The organism is Deinococcus soli (ex Cha et al. 2016), assembly GCF_001007995.1.
Lineage (GTDB): Bacteria > Deinococcota > Deinococci > Deinococcales > Deinococcaceae > Deinococcus > Deinococcus soli.
The window spans coordinates 282,884-297,036 of the sequence record NZ_CP011389.1 but is presented as its reverse complement, the minus strand read 5'-3'; the positions used below and the strand labels follow the sequence as shown (position 1 = coordinate 297,036).

Genomic DNA, 14,153 nt, shown 5'->3' with positions numbered 1-14,153 from the left:
TTACGGAGAAATTGTCGCCTGTGAAGCGGTTCCAGTCCAACCTTTGTGGTGTCACGCATTCGGGGACAACAGACAGGGATGTCCCCGTCGGGTGGACGACCTTACATGCGGCGGCGCCGACTGCGACGCCACATCTCAGTGTCCACGGTGGGTGTACCGATCCATTACCGGGTGCAAGGTCCGCCCCCGGCCTTTTGTTCAAGAGCCGAACAGAATAGCCGGACACCCTGTGCGACCCGGTGTCGAGCCACCACAAAAAAGTGCCCTCCCATCACGGGAAGGCACCTCGGGGTGGCGTGGACCTCAGTTCGCCGGTTTCGTCTGACCTTCGGGCTTCGGTGCGCCGTCCTGCGCGGCAGTTTTCGCGGCTGCCGGAGCGTCGGGCGCCACGGCCCCACCCCAGGTGGCGCCCGTCGTCGCCGCCTGCGTGGCCTTCGCCGCGCCGGGTGCCGGCGTCGCCTGGGGCTCCTCGATGCGTTCCAACCACATGGTGCCGATCAGATTGCGGGCGTTGCGGCCTGCCTGATGCAGGCTCTGCGCGGCCTCGGGACTGACCTTCTCCACCGCCGACAGGATCGCCTGACGGGCGGCAGGCACGCGGGCCAGCACCACCGCGCCGGTCCCCAGCAGCACCAGCGTCGCGGTAGCTCCACCGCCACCGCCGCTGCGATCGTCCTTGCGGGCGCGGCGCACCTGCTTCTCGATGACCTTCAGTTCACGGCCCAGCTGTTTTTCCAGCGGCGCCAGCTTGCGGCTCACCGCGCGGTCCAGCTGACTGGCGCTGAGGGTCTTCTTTCCCCTTCGCAGGTCACGCTCGGCGTCGCGGCGCGCCTGGCGCAGGGTGCGCTCCACGCGGCGGCGGCGGGCCTCGGCGCCGTCCACAGCCTCATGCAGGGTGCTGCTCACGGTGTCCTGCACGTTCGCCAGGAGTTCCGTCGCGGCGCCCGATGCGTCCGACAGGGTCAGGGCCGCGGCGCGCCGTGCGGGCCGCGTCGCCTGCTCGGCGCGTTTCAGGCCCCGCTGAGCCTGCGTCTGCACCGTGACACTGGCGTCCGACGCGAGGCGCCCGGCCTCATGACCCAGCGTGCGGGCGCCCTCGCCGCCGACCGTCGCCGCGCGCGCCGCGACCTCCTGCGCCTGACCGGCCAGTCCACTCGCGGCGTGCAGGACACTGTCCAGCAGTGCGCTCGCGCGGGGCGCCGCCTCATCCTTCAGGCTGGAGGCCGTGCTGGCGACCGTGTGTGCGCCACTGCGCGCGGTCTCCTGCGCGATCTGCGCGGCTTGCGCGGCGGCCGACAGCAGTGCGGGCTTCACACTGTCACTCAGGGTGTGCTGGGTGCCGGTCCAGGCGGTGCGGGTGCCGTCCACCAGGGCGCGGCGCGTGTCACGGTTGGTCATCAGTCCGGCCAGGGCCCCCAGCAGGACGAGGCTGCGCTTGCTCACGCCGCCGGTCGCATCAGTGTTCGTGTTCATGGTGACTCCTTTGGGCCGGTCGCGCCCGTGCAGGATGCAGGGCTGCGCGACCGGGTCATGCGGCCCATTCTCAGACCCACCCCCGAGCCCAGTGTGGGCGGAACGTAACGCCGCATTCATGTTCGCGTGCCGCGCCGCGAAGGTCGCGCGCAGCACCGTCGCCCCGCAGGCCTTCGCGCTACACTCGGGGGCGTGACCCGCAAGGCCCCGCGTGCTGACGCCCCCCCCGCCCTGCCGCCCCTGCGCGCCCTGGAGGTCCGGAACCTGGCGACCATCCGCAGCCTGAACCTGGAGTTCAGCGGCGGCCTGAGCGTCTTCACCGGCGAGACCGGCGCGGGCAAGAGCATCATCGTGGACGCCCTGGGCCTGCTGCTGGGCAGCCGCAGCAACACCGACCTGATCCGCAGCGGCGAGGACGACCTTCTGGTCACCGGCCACTGGGGCGACGAGATCGCCAGCCGCCGCGTGACCGCGCACGGCCGCAGCACCGCCCGCCTGGACGGCGAGGTCGTCAGCCTGCGCGAACTGCAGGAGTGGGCGCAGCGGCGCCTGACCATCCACTGGCAGCACTCGGCGGTCAGTCTCCTCACGCCCGCCAACCAGCGCGCGCTGCTCGACCGACAGGTGGACACCCCGCACGCCGCGTACGCCAGCGTCTACCGCGACTGGCAGGACGCCCGCGCCCGCCTGGAGCGTCTGCGCGCCACCGAACGCGAACGCGCCCGGCAGCTCGACCTGCTGCAGTTCCAGGACCGCGAGATCACCGAGGTCGCCCCGCAGCTCGGCGAGGAGGAGCCCCTCCAGGCGGACCTGACCCGGCTGGCGAACCTCGACACCATCGCGCAGAGTGCCGCCGGGGCGCTGCACCTCCTGAGCGACGGGGACGAGAACGCCCTGGGCTTCCTGAACGAGGCCGTGCGCGCCCTGAACGCCGGGGCGCGCTTCGACGACACCACCGCGCAGCTGCAGAGCGAACTGCGCGAGGCGCTCGCCAGCATCCAGGCGGTCGTGGGTGAACTGCGCGCCGTCGCCGAGGACCAGGCGCCCGACCCCGAGGAACTCGCGCGGGTCGAGGCCCGCCTGGGCGCCCTGGGGAAACTCCGCGCCAAGTATGGCCCGGGCCTGGAAGACGTGCTGACCTTCCACGCACAGGTCGAGACGGAACTCGCGGACCTCACCCGCGACGAGCAGGACGCGGGCACCCTGGACGCCGAGGTGGACGCCCTGCGCGCCCGGGTGCAGGCGGCAGGGGAGACCCTGGACGCCGCCCGGCGCACACGCGCCGCCCCCCTGGCCGCCGACCTGCTGGCCGTCATCCGGCAGCTGGGCATGCCGCACGCCCGCCTGGCCTTCCACCTGGGCGCCCTGAGCGAACCCGGCCCGCACGGCCTGAGCGACGTGACACTGCACTTCAACGCCAACCCCGGCGAGGACCTCGCCCCGCTGGCCGACGTGGCCTCCGGCGGGGAACTCAGCCGCGTCATGCTGGCCATCAGCACCGTCCTGGGTGCCGACACGCCCGCCGTGGTGTTCGACGAGGTGGACGCCGGGATCGGCGGCAGCGCCGCGCACGCCGTCGCCGATCAGCTGCGCGCCCTGGCCGCGACCCGGCAGGTGCTCGTCGTGACGCACCTCGCGCAGATCGCCGCGCGGGCCGACCACCACTACAAGGTCGAGAAGAGCGTCGAGGGAGGACGCACCGTCAGCCGCGTGCGCCTCCTCACGCAGAGCGAACGCCTGGAGGAGATCGCCCGGATGCTCAGCGGCAACACCAGTGACGCCGCCCTGACCCACGCCCGCGAACTGCTCGCCGGGACCGCCTGAGCGGCACCAACCGTCAGGATTTCTGAAAGGCGGCGTTCAGTCGCCCGTCAGACTGCGCTCATAAGCTGGGACGCATGAAAAGAACCCTGCTCGCCGCCGCCCTGCTCGGTGCCGGTCTCCTCAGCGCCTGCACCATGACCGGCCCCGGCAACCTCAGAGTCCACGAGGCCGTCCTGTACGGCGGCGCGCAGGAACGCGTCGTCTGGGTGTACGGTACCCTCCAGGGCAGCGCCAGCAGCGTGAAACTCGGCAGTCAGAGCGCGGACCTGCGCGCCCAGGTCACCGACCCCATCGCCACGCCCGGTAGCCTCAGCGTGAACGGCAAGGCCACCTACCGAGAACCCACGACCACCATCCCCGCGCAGGTGACCGTGACCCGCCAGGGGAGTACCTTCACCGTCACGCCGGCCAGCGGCGCGCAGATCAGCGCCGTGTACTACACCGACGGTCAGAGCTGGACCCGCCTGAACGGCACCAGCGGCACGGTCGGCGGCACCCGCGTGGAGGGCCTGAAGGGCGCCGGGCAGCTCACGGACGACGAGGCCCGCGTCCTGGCGGATACCCTGCGCCCCCAGGGCCCGCTGGCCGTGGCTGTCCTCGCCAACCAGGCTGCCCCGGCACTCGCGGTGGAACCCACACCCACCGAGCACCTGCGCAGCGACCTGTACATCCTGAGTAGCGTCCCCGCCGCACAGGTCCAGCCGCCCCGCCCCCTGCCCGGCACACCCACCACCCCGACCCCCACCACGCCGACCCCTGGAGGCAACGTGACCGTCACCCAGATCGCCACCGGCACCAACGCCAATACCAGCGAGGCCGGCGTGCAGGTCGCCGCCACCGCCAGCGCCGCCAGCAGCCTGTACGCCCGCGCGTACGGCCGCCAGAGCAGCGTTCCCACGCCCCCCAGCGTCACGGGCCGCACCCTGATCGGCGTGTTCCTCGGTCAGCGCCCCACCGGCGGGTACGGCGTGCAGGTCGTCAGCGCCAGCAGCAGCGGCACGCAGCTGACCCTGCGCGTCCGCCTGACTGCCCCCGCACCCGGTGCGATCCTCGCGCAGGTCATCACCAGCCCCTGGGCCATCGTGAGCGTTCCCGGCAGCTACACCACCGTGACCGTCATCGACGAGAACGGGCAGCCGCTCCCCACCGCCACGGGCGGCGGACAGGTGCGCTGACCACCCCAGACCCACGCCGAAGGAGCGGTCATCCCACAGCGGGTGACCGCTCCTTCGGCGCGGGGCCGCCGGGTTCACGGGAGGGCGTGATCACGTGCAGCGTCGAGGCGCCGGGACGTCAACACCCGCCGACACGGCACAGAGCGCTACGTCCGTTCCACTGCCAAGAAGTCCGGGTGATGACCGGAGCCCACACCCATTAAGGACCCTGGGCACGCGAAAACGGCCCCGCTGGGGGGCCGTTTCAGGTCAGGCGTGGGCCTTACTTGGTGGGAACCTTGATGGCGCCGCTGATGATCTTGGCCTTGACGGCCTCGACCTTGGCGACCTGGGCGCTGCTGATCAGGGCCTTGTTGTACTGGTCGACGGCGTAGCCGACGCCCGCGTCCTTCAGGCCGAAGCGACGCTCGCCGCCCTTGAACTTGTTGTTCCTGACGTCCTGGATCAGGGCGTACACGGCGTTGTCCACACGCTTGAGCATGCTGGTCAGACCGTGGTTCATGGTGGCGGGGTTCTTGTCGAAGTCGCCCAGGTAGTTCTGGTTGCTGTCCACGCCGATGAAGAACATGGGGCGGGTGTTGCCGGCGCAGGCCTTCTGGTACGCGGCGCTCTTGGCGACCTTGGCGAAGTTGTTGGTGGTGAACTTCACGCCACTGGGGAGGTTGGCGGCCTTCACGCACTGGGTCTGCTTGATGTAGTCGATCACGCCGTTGCCGGACGCACCGGCGGCGGCGAAGATGATGTCCGCACCCTTGGCGCGCATGCTGCCGGCGATTTCCTTGGCCTTACCGGGGTTGTTCCAGGCATCGGGGGTGGTGCCGACGTACTGGGCGATGACCTTGATCTTGGCGTTGGCGGCCTTGGCGCCCGCGGCGAAGCCGGCCTCGAACTTGTGGATCAGGGGGATGTCCATGCCGCCGACGAAGCCGACGACGCCGGTGGAGCTGTTCATGCCCGCGAGGTAGCCGACGAGGTAGCTGCCCTGCTCTTCCTGGAAGACCAGGCTGGCGACGTTCTTCTCGGGGGAGACGTCGTCGATCAGGCCGAAGAACAGGTCAGGGTTTTCCTTGGCGACCTGGCTGATGCTGGCGTTGTTGGCGAAGCCCACGCCGACGGTCAGGTCGAAGCCGTCCTGAGCGAACTGGCGGATGCCCTGCACGGTCTGGCTGGGGTCGCTGGGTTCGAAGTCCTTGGTCTCGATGCCGAAGTTCTTCTTGGCGCGCTGGCTGCCCTCGTAGGCGCTCTGGTTGAAGCTCTTGTCGAACTTGCCGCCCGCGTCGTAGGCGAGGCCGACGCGCAGGGCCTGGGCGGAGGCGGCGGTGGCGGTCATGGCGAGGGCCAGGGTCAGGATCTTCTTCATGTGATGTTCCTCCAGGGGAAGTTGGTGCGTGGATTGCTTGAATAGAGTATACGGATTTTGGTGGGTGTCTAGACCCCCGGTGCCCGGTGGCCGATGGGTCGGATTCTTCACGTCGGATGAACGGGTGATTGTGTGATTCTTTAGCCTTCCAAAATCACGGTGGGTTGCTCGGGCCAGGGGGTAGCGTACTGTTCCAGGCTGAATTGAACCTGAATGGTACGCTACCGGCCATGACGCCCGAGTTTGACCGTTACCTGGCCCTGCGGGCCGAGGTGGCCGCCCACAACCGCGCCTACTACGAACAGGACGCGCCCAGCATCCCCGACGACGCCTACGACGCCCTGGCCCGTGAACTGCGGGACCTGGAAGCGGCGCACCCGGACTGGGCCGCGCAGGCTGGCAGCGACAGCCCGGCGCAGACCGTGGGGGGCGCCCCGGCCGCCGCGTTCCAGCCCGTGAATCACCCCACGCCCATGACCAGCCTGGACAACGCCTTTGACGACGCGGAGCTGCGCGACTGGCAGGAGAAACTGGCGCGCGCGCTGGGTCTCCCGGCCGATCATGACGACTTCACGTTCACGGGCGAACTGAAGATCGACGGCCTGAGCGTGAACCTCTACTACCTGGACGGCGAGTTGCAGTGGGCGGCCACGCGCGGCAACGGCGTGACCGGCGAGATCGTCACCGCGCAGGTGCTGACCGTGCCCGGCATCCCCACCACGCTGCCTGGCCTGCGCGGGGAACTGGAGGTGCGCGGCGAGGTCTACATGAGCCGCGCGGACTTCGCGGCGTTCAACGCGCAGGCCGAGGAACTCGGCACGCCGCTGCTGAAGAACCCCCGCAACGGCGCGGCGGGCGCGCTGCGGCAGAAGGACCCGGAGGTGACGCGCAGCCGCAACCTCAGGGCGATCCTGTACGCGCTGGGCAAGCGTGACGGCGTGCCCGCCCGCACGCAGGGCGAGGTGCTGGCGTGGCTCCGTGACCAGGGCTTTCCCACCAGTGAGCACAGCGAGGAACTGCACGGGCTGGCCGCCGCCGCCGACTACCACGCCCGGATGACCGCCGCGCGCAGCTCCTTCGAGTTCGACGCGGACGGCACCGTCCTGAAACTGGACGACCTGCGCGCGCAGGAGGAGGCGGGCTTCACCAGCCGCGCGCCCAGATGGGCCATCGCGTACAAGTTCCCCGTCGAGGAGGTCGAGACGACCCTGGAGGCCATCACTGTGAACGTGGGCCGCACCGGGAAGCTCGCGCCGCTGGCGCACCTCGCGCCGCGCCTGATCGAGGGCAGCACCGTCAGCCGCGCCACGCTGCACAACGAGGACTTCATCCGCGACCTGGACCTGCGGATCGGGGACACGGTCGTCGTGCGCAAGTCCGGCGGCGTGATCCCGCAGATCATGCGCGTCCTGACCGACCGGCGCCCGGACGGCGCCCAGCCCTTCGAGTTCCCCACCCACTGCCCGGAGTGCGGCCACGAGGTCACGCGCGCCGAGGGTGACGCGAACACCTACTGCCCGAACCCCGCCTGCCCCTCGCAGGCCTTCGAGCGCATCCGGTACTTCGTGTCGCGCGGCGCGATGGACGTGCGCGGCATCGGCGAGAAACTGGTCGCGCAGCTCATCGAGACCGGACTCGTGCGTGACGCCGCCGACCTGTACGGCCTGAACGCCGAGCAACTGGGTTCGCTGGACCGCAGCGGTGAGAAGAAGGCGCAGAACATCCTGTCCCAGCTGGACGCCAGCCGGGGCAGGCCCCTGTGGCGCCTCGTGAACGCGCTGGGCATGAACCACGTCGGGGAACGCAACGCCCAGGCGCTCGCCCGCGCCTTCGGCACGCTGGACGCCCTGCTCTCGGCCACGCCCGAGCAGATCGAGAGCGTGCCCGGCATGGGCGGCGTGATCGCCCAGAGCGTCACCGCGTCCCTGGCCGACCCCAGCATGCGGGACCTGATCGCCCGCCTGCGCGACCACGGCGTGAACCCGCAGGAGGAACAGGTCACGCGCGGCGAGCAGCTCCAGGGCCTGAACTTCGTGATCACCGGCACGCTGGGCCGCCCGCGCGACGCCATCAAGGCGCAGCTGGAACAGGCCGGGGGGCGCGTCACGGGCAGCGTCACGAAGAAGACCAGCTTCCTGATCGCCGGGGAGGAGGCGGGCAGCAAACTGGCCCGCGCGCAGGAACTCGGCGTGACCGTGCTGGACGAGGCGGCCCTGGACGAGCTGCTCGCCGCGCGCGGCGTGACCAACTGAAGGCCCAGCAGGTACACTGGGCGGTATTGTCGCGCGTCCATCCCGCGCGACCCGGAGGCAAGACCAGCATGGCAACACCCGAAGTCGAGATCAGCAAGAGCGTCCTGATGGACATCGCCGCCACCACCCTGGACGGCATCGAGGGCACCGAGGTCGCCACCACGCCCCTGAAGGTCGGCGAGGTGCTGCGCACCCAGACGCCCGGCCGCAAACCCCGCGCGCTGAAGGTCACCCGCGAGGGTCAGGACGTCACCGTGGACGTCGGCCTGAACATCGAGTTCGGCCGCAGCCTGACCGGCACCGCCGAGAAGGTCCAGCAGGCCGTGCGGGAGAACATCGAACTCATGACCGGGCTGCGCGTGCGCGCCGTGAACGTCACCGTGCAGAACGTCTGCGTGCCCAAGGGCGGTCAGGCGTGACCCGCCGCCGCGAGAAGGCCGCCGCGCCCGTCGGCACCCGCCGCGCCGCGCGTGAATTCGCGTTCCGCGTGCTGTTCGAGGCCGACCGGGGCAACCTCCCCATGCAGAGCGTCTTCACCCGCGCCGAGGGCAGCATGCGCGGCGGGGACGACACCTACCCCACCCTCAGCGAGGAGGCGCTGGCCTTCGCGCAGGAACTCGTGCAGGGCATCGGCTCGGCCCGCCCCGACGTGGACGCCACGCTGCGCCGCACCATCCGCGGCTGGAGCTTCGACCAGATGGCCCAGACCGACCTGAACGTCCTGCGCCTGGCGACCTTCGAGATGATGTACACCCCCGAACCCCACCCGCCCGTCATCGAGAGTGCCGTGCGCATCGCCCGCAAGTTCGGCGGGGACGACTCCGGCCGCTTCGTGAACGGCGTCCTGGCGGGCCTGAGCCGCAGCCTGAACGAAAGGGCCGCGCCCCGCGAGGAGCCGCAGGAGTGACCCAGGGGACCGCGCAGGTCCTCGCCGGGCCGCCCGCCGCCGCCGCGCTGCTGGACGAAGCCCGCCGCCGCGCCGCGCGCCTGCCCCGCCCCCCCCACCTCGCCCTGGTGCGGGTGGGAGAGGACCCTGCAAGTGTCTCGTACGTGCGCGGGAAGGCGAAGAAAGCCTCGGAGGTCGGGCTGAGCAGCCACGTGCACGCCCTGCCGGGGGACACCACCCAGGCGGACCTGCTGGCCCTGATCGGCACGCTGAACGCCGAACCGGCCGTCAGTGGCATCCTGGTGCAGCTGCCCCTGCCCGCCCACCTGGACCCCGAACCCGTCCTGCTGGCCGTGAATCCCGCCAAGGACGTGGACGGCCTGCACCCGGCGAACACCGGGGCACTATGGAACGCCCACGAGGGGCTGCGCCCCTGCACCCCGGCCGGAATCATGGCGCTGCTGGCGCACCACGGCGTGACCGTGCGCGGCGCGCGGGTGGTCGTGGTGGGCCGCAGCGCCCTGGTGGGCCGCCCCGTCGCGGGCCTGCTGCTGAACGCCGACGCCACCGTCACGCTGGCCCACCGCGTCACGCCCGACCTGGGCGCCGTGACCCGAGGGGCCGACATCCTGATCGTCGCCGCCGGACAGCCCCACCTGATCACGCCAGACATGGTCCGCCCCGGCGCGACCGTCGTGGACGTCGGCATCAACCGCGTCCCCACCGAGGACGGCAAGGGACGACTGACCGGCGACGTCCACCCGGACGTGGCGCACGTGGCGGGCGCCCTGACGCCCGTGCCCGGCGGCGTCGGCCCCATGACCGTCGCGCAGCTCCTGATGAACACCGTCATCGCCGCCGAACGCCAGCACGTCCAGCCCGAGGTCACCGGTGAACTCGTTCGCTGACCTGCTGAGCAACCGCTGGCTGTGGGTGGCCGTCCTGAGCAGCACCGCCGCGCAGCTTCTCAAGGTGTTCCTGATCCTCCTGATCGAACGCCGCTGGCGCCCCGGCGCGTTCATGGAGACCGGCGGCATGCCCAGCAGCCACTCCGCGATGGTCGCCGCGCTCACCACCGGCGTCGGTATCACCGAGGGCGTCGGCAGCCCGCTGTTCGCCGCGAGTGCCGTGTTCGCCCTGATCGTCATGTACGACGCGACCGGCGTGCGCCACAGCAGCGGCCAGCAGGCCCGGCTGCTGAACGACCTCGTCGAGGAACTCCGTGCCGTCGTCCGCGAGGGCTTCGCGCCGCTGCCCTTGCGGGTGCTGCTGGGCCACACCTACCTGGAGGTGCTTGTCGGGACGCTGCTCGGCGTGGCGGCCGGGTTCATCGCCTTCAGCCGCTGACCGCCCAGGCCACGCGCCGCCCGGCATCCACTGCGGGCGGCGCGCCTATCCTGCACGCAACAACGAAAAAGCCCCCACGTGGGGGGCTTCATGTTCCGTGGAGCGGAACTCAGGAAACCTTGACGCCCTGGCTCTTGAGCAGGCGGCGGGCGGTCTGGGTGGGCTGGGCGCCGTTGGCGAGCCAGTACTGGGCGCGCTCGACGTTCACCTTGAGGTAGTTCTCGGTGGTCTTGCGGGGGTCGTAGTGGCCCAGGTTCTCGATGTACCCACCGTCACGGGGACGGCGCGCGTCGGCAACGACGATGCGGTAGTGGGGGTTGTGGGTGGAACCGAAGCGGGACAGGCGAATCTTGACCATGGTAGTTCTCCAACTGGGGTATTTGAGGGTAAAGCTCCCGCTAGGATCACGGGGAAATGCGCCCGTCAGCAGCCAACCGGTAAGCGCACCGAAGAAGAGTATCAGACCGGCCCGCACCGCAGCAAGGGCCGGGTGGGGTCAGAAGCGCGGCGCGACCGGTTGCCCGCCCTGCCGGAGCTGGAAGGCCATGTTGCCCGGCCCGATGATCGAGCTGCCGCCCACCGCGCCCAGCGGGGTGCCGCGCGCCACGCGGCTGCCCACGCTGATCAGCGGGTCGCGCAGACCCAGGTACGCGCTGACGCTGCTGCCGTGATCGATCAGCACCACCCAGCCCAGCGACGCGTACGACGTGACCGCCAGGACGTTCCCGCCCTCGGCGGCGACCACCTGGGACGCGCCGGTCAGCACGACCCACGGGGCGCCGTTCGCGCCGTACGCGGCCAGGACCCGCCCGCCGGGCAGCGGGAAACCCGCCGGGCCGCTGACGGGCGGCAGGGGTGCGAGCTGCTGCTCGACCTGCGCCTGGGCCTGCTGCACCTGCGCCTGCCGCTGCGCGAGGGCCTGCCGCTCGCGTTCCAGCTGCGCGGCGCGCGCCTGCTGGTCCCGCTGGAGCTGCGCGGCGCGGGCCGCCTGGGCCTGCCGGGCCGCGGCGGCCGCCTGCGCCTGACGCAGCTGCGCCAGACGCAGCGCCTCCTGCCGCGCGCGTTCCTGCGCCTCGCGGATACGGCGCGCCTCCTCCTCGCGTCGACGGCGTTCCTCTTCCAGGCGGCGCTGCCGCTCGGCCTCCAGGCGGGCGCGCTCGGCGACGACCTGCCCGACGAGCTGATCGACCTGCTGCGCGGCGAGGGCCTGTTCGGCGGCGCGCTGCGCGGCCAGGGTCCGCTGGCCCTGCTCGCTGGTCCGCAGCCGGGCCAGCAGGGCGTTCTGCTGCTGCCGCTGGGCGCGCAGCGCGCCGAGTTTCTCGGTCCGCTGCGCCTGGAGTTTCTTCAGTTCGGCGGTCTGCTGCCGCTGCGCCTGCTCCTGCGTGCGTAGCGCGGTGGCCTGCGCGCGCAGGCCGGCCAGGACCTGCGTCTGGTACTCGCCGGCCATGTTGGTGTACCGCAGGCGGATCAGCAGGTCCGGGAGGCTACGCGCCTGCGAGAGCAGCTGCAGGTACTGCCCGCTGCGCTGGCGGTACATGAGCTGCATGACCTCGCGCACGTCTCCCTGAAGCCGCTCGACCTGGGCGCGCGTGACGGTCAGCTGCTCGGTGGTGTCGGTCAGCTGCCGCTGAGCGAGGGCCACGCGGGCGGTGACGGTGGCCAGTTCGTTCTCCAGCGTCGCGGTGCGCCGGGCGAGGTCGTCCAGCTGCGTGAGGGTCTGGCGCTGCTGCGCGGTCAGGTTCTGGATGCGGGCGCGCGCCGCGGCGAGTTCACGGGCCTTCTGGGCGCTCAGCTGCCGCTGCTCCTGAAGCTGCTGTTGCAGCTGGTCCAGGCGGGTGCTCGTGTCCTGCGCGCTCCCGACGCCCAGCAGCAGCGTCAGTGCCAGCGCGCGGGCGGCCCCCATACGGATTCCGTTTGTTTCGTTGACAGATCGGAAGATCACCGATCTGCCAACTCCACGTCCGGAACCCGTTTTTCTCCCACTCGCTCCGCTCGGATTGAACGGCTTTGTAAGCCATTCAATCGGAAACCGTGTCACTCCAGCTCCTGGAGGTAGCGGCGGGTGGCGAACACGCTGCCCAGCAGCCCGATCAGGATGCCCAGGCAGGCCACGCCGCCCAGCAGCGGGGCGAGGGTGCCGGGGTCGCGCACGACGGGGAAGACCGGGGCGAGCTGCTGCACGCGCTGCGTGAGGCTCAGGTACGCCGGGGTCAGGATCGCCAGGGCCAGGGCCGCGGCCAGGGCGCCCACGATCAGGCCCTCCAGGACGTGCGGCATGCGGATGAAGCCGCGCGTGGCGCCCAGCAGACGCATGACGCTGATCTCGTCGCGGCGGGCGTACATGGCGACCCGCACGGCGTTCAGGATGTTGAACAGCGTGCCCAGCAGCAGCAGGCCCACCAGCAGGTACCCGGCCAGCCGCACGGCACTCAGGGTCCGCACAGTGGTGTCCACGTACCCGGCGCCGTACTCGACGTCGTCCACGCCGGGCAGCGCGGCGACCTGCGCGGCGACCGTGCGGGTGTCCTCCACGCGGGCCACCCGCAGGCGCAGCGTGTCCGGGTAAGGGTTCCCGACGAGCGCGGCCGCGTCCCGCGCGAACGGGGAGTCCTGCGTCATCTCGGTCAGCACCTGCGTGCTCGTGACCAGTCGCGCGTCACGGACCTGCGGGATCGCGCGGGCCTGCGCGAGCAGCGATTCGTCCTGCGCGTCGCCCGCCAGGAACGCCGCGACCTCCACCTGCCCCTCCAGCTGCTCGATGGTGCGGTTCACGTTCAGCGTGAGCAGCAGCACGAAGCCCAGCATCAGCAGGGTTAGGGTCATGGTCATCAGCGTGGCCAGGGTGGCCGTGACGTTGCCGCGCATGGCGAGCAGCGCCTGCCTCAGGTGGTACTTCATACGCACTCCGATTGAATGGTTGCTTTCAACCGTTCAATCCGAGCGGATGCGAGGAGGAGCAGATCGGATTCCGGACGTGGGGTTGGCAACCCGGTGCTTCCCCGGGTTGTGAACGGAACAAACGGAATCCGTATCACAGCGCGTACCCGCCATACGGGTCGTCGCGGACCAGCTTGCCCTTGCGCAGCGTCAGCGTGCGGTGCCGGAAGGTTTCCACGAGGTCCTTGGCGTGCGTGGCGACGATCACGGTCGTGCCGCGCAGGTTCACGTTCTGGAGCACCTTCAGCACCTCGCGGCTGTTGTCCGGGTCGAGGTTCCCGGTAGGTTCGTCCGCCAGCAGCAGCGGCGGGTTTCCGACGATGGCCCGCGCGATGGCCACGCGCTGCTGCTCGCCCAGCGACAGTTGCAGCGGCAGCGCGTACTTCTTATGTTCCAGGCCCACGGTCCGCAGGGCCGCCGTGACCCGCTGCGGCCACTCGCGCTGCGGGACGCCGGTCACGCGCAGCGCGAACGCCACGTTGTCGAAGGCGTTCAGGTGCGGCAGCAGCAGGTTGTCCTGGAAGACGGTGCCCATGCGGCGGCGCAGGATGGACGTGCGCCGCCCCCGGTACGCCGAGAGCGGTTCGCCCGCCACGCGCACCTCGCCCCGGCTGGGCAGCGCCCGCTTCAGGACCAGATTCATGAAGGAGCTCTTCCCGGCGCCGGAATGCCCCACGAGGTACACGAACTCGCCCTTGCCGATGTTCAGGGACACGTCATCCAGCGCGAGGGTGCGGGTCACGGGGTACTCCAGGGTCACGTGCTTGAAATCGATCACGCCGCTTCCCCCGGAAGGTGAAGAGGCGGTAAGTGGATGCGCTTGGTCATGCTTGCCGCCCAGGATAGCCCAGGGGCGCGCCTGGCCCATGAACGCCTGCCTGCCCAGCCCGCTCGCGACC

General features: G+C 70.8%; 13 protein-coding genes. 7 read left to right on the top strand and 6 right to left on the bottom strand.

The features are described 5' to 3' along the window. Window positions 1-303: 303 nt before the first annotated feature. A complete protein-coding gene (locus tag SY84_RS01420; protein ID WP_052750997.1) occupies window positions 304-1,473 on the bottom strand; it encodes a hypothetical protein in 1,170 nt (389 codons plus the stop codon). Between the two features lie 192 nt (window positions 1,474-1,665). Here SY84_RS01420 and SY84_RS01415 point away from each other — a divergent pair, with 192 nt between their 5' ends. Both SY84_RS01415 and SY84_RS01410 read left to right on the top strand, forming a co-directional pair. Continuing rightward, entirely contained in the window at window positions 1,666-3,297 is a 1,632-nt protein-coding gene (locus SY84_RS01415; RefSeq protein WP_046842502.1) for a DNA repair protein RecN, read from the top strand. A 74-nt stretch (window positions 3,298-3,371) separates the two neighbouring features. After that, entirely contained in the window at window positions 3,372-4,472 is a 1,101-nt protein-coding gene (locus SY84_RS01410; protein WP_046842501.1) for a protease complex subunit PrcB family protein, read from the top strand. Between the two features lie 262 nt (window positions 4,473-4,734). Here SY84_RS01410 and SY84_RS01405 read toward each other — a convergent pair whose 3' ends face one another. Next, window positions 4,735-5,832: a BMP family lipoprotein gene (locus SY84_RS01405; RefSeq protein WP_046842500.1), complete on the bottom strand. Its 1,098-nt coding sequence runs from the start codon at window positions 5,830-5,832 to the stop codon at window positions 4,735-4,737. Window positions 5,833-6,062: 230 nt separating this feature from the next. Here SY84_RS01405 and ligA point away from each other — a divergent pair, with 230 nt between their 5' ends. The 5 genes from ligA to SY84_RS01380 all read left to right on the top strand — a co-directional run bounded on the left by ligA (window position 6,063) and on the right by SY84_RS01380 (window position 10,317). Beyond that, window positions 6,063-8,084 (top strand): NAD-dependent DNA ligase LigA, encoded by a 2,022-nt coding sequence (ligA, locus tag SY84_RS01400; RefSeq protein ID WP_046842499.1) that lies wholly within the window; start codon window positions 6,063-6,065, stop codon window positions 8,082-8,084. Window positions 8,085-8,152: 68 nt separating this feature from the next. Further along, window positions 8,153-8,503, top strand: a complete 351-nt coding sequence (locus tag SY84_RS01395; RefSeq protein WP_046844840.1) for an Asp23/Gls24 family envelope stress response protein — start codon at window positions 8,153-8,155, stop codon at window positions 8,501-8,503. Next, window positions 8,500-8,991, top strand: a complete 492-nt coding sequence (nusB, locus tag SY84_RS01390) for a transcription antitermination factor NusB (protein ID WP_046842498.1) — start codon at window positions 8,500-8,502, stop codon at window positions 8,989-8,991. Before SY84_RS01395 ends, nusB begins: the two co-directional genes overlap by 4 nt. After that, window positions 8,988-9,878, top strand: a complete 891-nt coding sequence (gene folD / locus SY84_RS01385) for a bifunctional methylenetetrahydrofolate dehydrogenase/methenyltetrahydrofolate cyclohydrolase FolD (RefSeq protein ID WP_046842497.1) — start codon at window positions 8,988-8,990, stop codon at window positions 9,876-9,878. The genes nusB and folD overlap by 4 nt, the downstream gene beginning before the upstream one ends. Continuing rightward, window positions 9,862-10,317, top strand: a complete 456-nt coding sequence (locus tag SY84_RS01380) for a divergent PAP2 family protein (protein WP_046842496.1) — start codon at window positions 9,862-9,864, stop codon at window positions 10,315-10,317. The genes folD and SY84_RS01380 overlap by 17 nt, the downstream gene beginning before the upstream one ends. A 109-nt stretch (window positions 10,318-10,426) precedes the next feature. Here the strand turns inward: SY84_RS01380 and rpsP are convergent, their stop codons facing one another. From rpsP to ftsE, 4 genes are all read right to left on the bottom strand, one after another. Continuing rightward, window positions 10,427-10,675, bottom strand: a complete 249-nt coding sequence (gene rpsP / locus SY84_RS01375) for a 30S ribosomal protein S16 (protein WP_046842495.1) — start codon at window positions 10,673-10,675, stop codon at window positions 10,427-10,429. Window positions 10,676-10,813: 138 nt separating this feature from the next. Next, window positions 10,814-12,220, bottom strand: coding sequence for a murein hydrolase activator EnvC family protein (locus SY84_RS01370; RefSeq protein ID WP_046842494.1), 1,407 nt, complete (start codon window positions 12,218-12,220; stop codon window positions 10,814-10,816). A gap of 131 nt (window positions 12,221-12,351) precedes the next feature. After that, window positions 12,352-13,215, bottom strand: a complete 864-nt coding sequence (locus SY84_RS01365; RefSeq protein ID WP_046842493.1) for a cell division protein FtsX — start codon at window positions 13,213-13,215, stop codon at window positions 12,352-12,354. A gap of 133 nt (window positions 13,216-13,348) precedes the next feature. Then, complete coding sequence (ftsE, locus tag SY84_RS01360) at window positions 13,349-14,032, bottom strand: cell division ATP-binding protein FtsE (protein ID WP_046842492.1); 684 nt, start codon at window positions 14,030-14,032, stop codon at window positions 13,349-13,351. Window positions 14,033-14,153 lie beyond the last annotated feature (121 nt).